Raw genomic sequence first — 4,395 nt, 5'->3', positions numbered from 1 at the left:
TCGGCGCCAAGACAAGCTGGCAGGGAGCGATCCCGGGCTATTTCAACATTGCCGGCTTCTACAACGATTTCCGCAACCAGCAGCTTTCGGTCAACCCGACGATCAACCCGGGTGCGGCCAACGGCGGTGTCGGCCCGGTCGACTACACGAAAGTCGTGCCGCCGCAGCAGTTGATCCTCAACGCCGGCAAGTCGCGAATCTGGGGTGTCGAGGTGGATGCCTCGGTGCGGCCTATCCCCGCATGGAAACTCGATGTATCCTACGCCTACCTGAACACCAAGCTGTTGAGCTTCACCACGCCGGCGCTGCCACCCTACTATCTGACGCTGGCAACAGCGGCAGAGCTGGGCGGTCCGCTCGAACTGTCACCGAAGAACAAGTTCACGGTGACCAGCAGTTACATCCTTCCGCTCGACGACAGCATCGGCAAGGTTTCGCTGGGGGCGACCTTTACCCATTCAGACTCCCAGCGCGCGCTGGCGCCGGGCCTCTCGCCCATGTACCAGATCCTGCCGTCTAACCTGCTCAATCTCAACGTCGACTGGAAGGGCGTGATGGGCAAGCCGGTGGATCTGGCGTTCTTCATGACCAACGTGACCAACGAAGACCATATCCTGTTCAACGACGGCGCCTATCAGACCATCGGCGCGGACGGCGGCCACCCCGAACTGCCGCGCATGTTCGGTTTCCGCATGAAAGTGCACTACAACTGATCATCAATTCCGGATGAACTTCACGGCCCGCATCGTACCTGGCGATGCGGGCCGTTTTCATGTGCGCGATGCACCCGGCGCCGACGTAAAAAGTACGATGCAATCCGATTGACTAAGCGATCAATCCATTCATACTCCCACTCAATTGAACGATCGGAAGGGCAATCGCCGCTTGCGGCGGGGCCCTCCGGCAAACCGGGAGGACCTGTCATGCACATCCGTACATCTCATGCCGCAATCGCCACGGTGCTCGCCTTCGGCCTCGCCGCGCCAGTCCAGGCGCAGACCGCGGCCTCCCCGAACGACATCATCGTCACCGCCCGCCGCGTCGAGTAGCGCCTGCAGGACGTGCCGATCTCGATCTCGGTGATGAACCAGGCCCAGCTTGCCGCGCACAACGTCGTCAGCGCGCAGGATCTGGCCCGCACCACGCCCTCGCTCCAGGTCAACAACGCCTTCGGCAACGAGAACACGACCTTCTCGCTGCGCGGCTTCTCGCAGGACATCTCCTCGGCGCCCACCGTGGGCACCTACTTCGCCGACGTCGTTGCCCCGCGCGGCGGCAGCTTCTCCACCCCGGCAGGCGAAGGCGCCGGCCCGGGTTCGTTCTTTGACCTCCAGAACGTCCAGGTGCTGAAAGGCCCGCAAGGCACCCTCCAGGGCCGCAATACCACCGGCGGCGCGGTCATGCTGGTGCCCACCAAGCCCACGCACAAGCTGGAAGGTTACGTCGAGGGCACGCTCGGCAACTTCAATGCGCGCGGTATCCAGGCGGTGCTCAACGTCCCGGTCAGCGAGGCAGTCCGCCTCCGCTTCGGCATCGATCGCCAGAAGCGCGACGGCTACCTGATCAACGGCAGCGGCATCGGTCCGCGCGATTTCAACAACCTCAACTATACCGCCCTGCGCGGCAGCATGGTGATCGACTTCTCGCCCAATATCGAGAACTACACCATCGGCACCTACAGCAATTCGAACACCCACGGCTCGGTGCAAAAGGTGTTCGCCGCGGGAACGGGCCAGCTCGAAGCCTTCGCGCTCGACCAGCTTGCCCGCCAGGCGCCGCTCGGCTTCTACGGCGTCCTCTCCGACATGCCCGACAGCTCGACGAAGACCCGTCAGTGGCAGGCGATCAACACCACCAAGTGGCTCGCCAGCGACAATCTCACCGTGAAGAACATCATCAGCTTCGGCGAGTATCGCCAGCAACTCCGTCAGCCCGAATTCGGCACCCAGTTCATCGCCACTCCCGCCACCCTGTCCGGCTATTTGAGTTATTTCAATGCCCTGGCCAACTTCTCCGTTCTGCCAGGCGCCGCGGCTTCCCCGGCGACCCCCGCGTTCGCAGCGTCGGTGATCAACGCCCAGCTCGCCGCCGGCGGCATTCCGGACCCCTCGACGTGGACCAACGGCAACCTGGCCGCCACCCTCGCCAGCCTCAACGGCGCACCATTCAACTATGCGCAGATCAACCCCAACCCCGGCCACGAATTCTCCGCCGCCAAGACCTTCACCGAGGAACTCCAGTTCCAGGGCAATTTCCTCGACGGCAAGCTCAATTGGCAAGCCGGCTTCTATTTCGAGAAATCCTCGCCGCTCGGTGTGGCCGGCGCGCAAACCACGGTGCAGTCCAACTGCCCGAATATCAACTCGGCCAGTCCCACCTGCGTCGCCCCGCTCGCCATCGCGCTCAATTCCTACTTCGCCAACGCCGGCGCCAACCTCACCACGGTGCCGTTCGCCGGCCTGGTGATTCCCAGCGTGCTCGCCGCCTCGCTGCCGCTGTCGGGCGGCTACAATCCCAGCCTCTACACCGACGCCACCCAGGATACTGCGCTCTACACCCAGGCCACCTACAAGCTCACGAGGCAGCTCAGCCTCACCGCCGGCTTCCGCTACACCTGGGACAAGCAGACCACCACCGACGATCCGCGCTTCGTCGGCTACACCGCCAACCTCGCCGGCGCGCCGATCCTGACCACGTTCTGCGCCAACACCGCGCTGCCAATGCCGGCGGGCGGCTGCTATTCGGTCGATTCCACCAAGTCGAGCCGGCCGACCTGGCTGATCGGGCTTGATTGGAAGCCCAGCGACGACATCCTCGTCTATGCCAAGTATGCCCGCGGCTATCGCGCCGGTGGCGTCAAGCCCGACGTCATCCAGACCATCACCAGCACCACCACCGGGGTCACCACGCATATCGATTCGTGGAAGCCGGAAAAGGTCGATGCCTACGAAGTCGGCCTCAAGTCCAGCTTCCACGGCGCCATCAGCGGCATCTTCAACGTTGCGGCTTTCTACAACAACTTCAGCGACCAGCAGGTCATGCTGGGCATTTCGGCGATCGCCGCGCCGGTGCCCGGCCAAAGCTCGATTCTCAACGCCGGCAAATCGCGGATCTACGGGCTCGAGGCCAATACCAGCCTCAACCTGTTCAAGGGCTTCGTGCTCAGCTTCGACTATACCTATCTCAACACCAAGGTGACGTCGGTCGGCATCCAGCCCGGGGTCTATGTCGGCTCGGGCAACGCGCTGGTATTTGCCCAGCCGGGCGCGGTCGCCGGCATGCCGCTGTCGTTCTCGCCGAAGAACAAGTTCTCGATCAACGGCAACTACACGCTGTTCAGCGACGCCAAGGTCGGCGCGATCTCGGTCGGCGCCACGTTCACCCATACCGACAGCCAGTACAGCAACTTCAACGACATCGGCGCCGCCTCCACCGAGCTGGTCGCCAGCGGCCAGCTTGTGGCCACCACGCGTGATCTCGGCGTCATCCAGGCCACCAACCTGCTCGACTTCAACGCGGGGTGGACCAACATCGGCGGCGCCCCGGTGGACTTGTCGTTCTTCATGACCAACGTCACCGGCGAAAAGTACTACACCCAGGTCCCCGGCCTGCTCGGCCTCGGCGTCGAAGTCGGCTCGGTCGGCGCGCCACGCATCTTCGGCGCCCGTCTCAAGGTTCGCTTTGGAAACTGAAGCGGCAAGCATCGCCTAAGGGGCTCGCGCCGTGGCGCGGGCCCCTTTCCTTTGACGCCCACCGGCTTGTCCCGGCACGCAGCCGCGCTGCTCCGGCATTGACCTGCGCGCGCAATCGGCGTGTATTGTGCACTCGCCCAGCACCGGCGCCAGCCCGGTAAGGCGCGGAGATGGAACATGCCCGCGATCGCCGAACTCGACCTCCATCACCTGCCCTGGACCGACCCCGCTTTCGCCGCCGAACCCTATCCGCATTTCGACGCCGCGCGGCGCAAACACCCCTGGCTGGCAAAAAGCGATTCGGGCTATGTAATCTTCGGCCTCAAGGCGATCCGCGATCTGCTCACCCGCGATACCGAGCTTCGCACCGCCTTCGACGGCATCATCGAGATCATGGGCGCGCACGACTCTCCCTGGGGACGCTTCGCCCAGGAACAGATGATCGCCCTGCCCGAGCGCGAGCACAAGCTGATGCGCGAGACTTTCGCCGCCCGCTTCACGCCGCGCTACGCGAACCAGCTCCGGCCGATCATGGTGCAAACCATCAACCACCTGCTCGACGAGTGGGCCCCGAAACTCAGCATCGATTTCGAGGAATTTGCCTCCTACTATCCGGTCGCGGTCACCACCCACCTCGTCGGCGCCCCGCAGCAGGACATCCCCGCGCTGCGCAGCTCGATGGAGGCGCTTGGCCTCGCCTTCG

At 64.0% G+C, this 4,395-nt stretch carries 4 protein-coding genes; all 4 read left to right on the top strand.

The window, feature by feature from the left end; all coding sequences use genetic code 11:
* Positions 1-713: TonB-dependent receptor domain-containing protein (locus tag AC1P6P_RS17335; RefSeq protein ID WP_481403700.1), on the top strand; the 713-nt coding region annotated here is incomplete at its 5' end.
* Between the two features lie 210 nt (positions 714-923).
* A complete protein-coding gene (locus tag AC1P6P_RS17330; RefSeq protein WP_481403699.1) occupies positions 924-1,049 on the top strand; it encodes a hypothetical protein in 126 nt (41 codons plus the stop codon).
* Between the two features lie 12 nt (positions 1,050-1,061).
* Positions 1,062-3,692: a TonB-dependent receptor gene (locus tag AC1P6P_RS17325; RefSeq protein WP_481403698.1), complete on the top strand. Its 2,631-nt coding sequence runs from the start codon at positions 1,062-1,064 to the stop codon at positions 3,690-3,692.
* Between the two features lie 177 nt (positions 3,693-3,869).
* Positions 3,870-4,395 (top strand): cytochrome P450 family protein (locus AC1P6P_RS17320; protein WP_481403697.1); only part of this gene is annotated, 526 nt, incomplete at its 3' end.

It is taken from the genome of Rhizomicrobium sp., from assembly GCF_056722145.1.
This window is presented reverse-complemented; position numbering and strand designations above follow the sequence as displayed.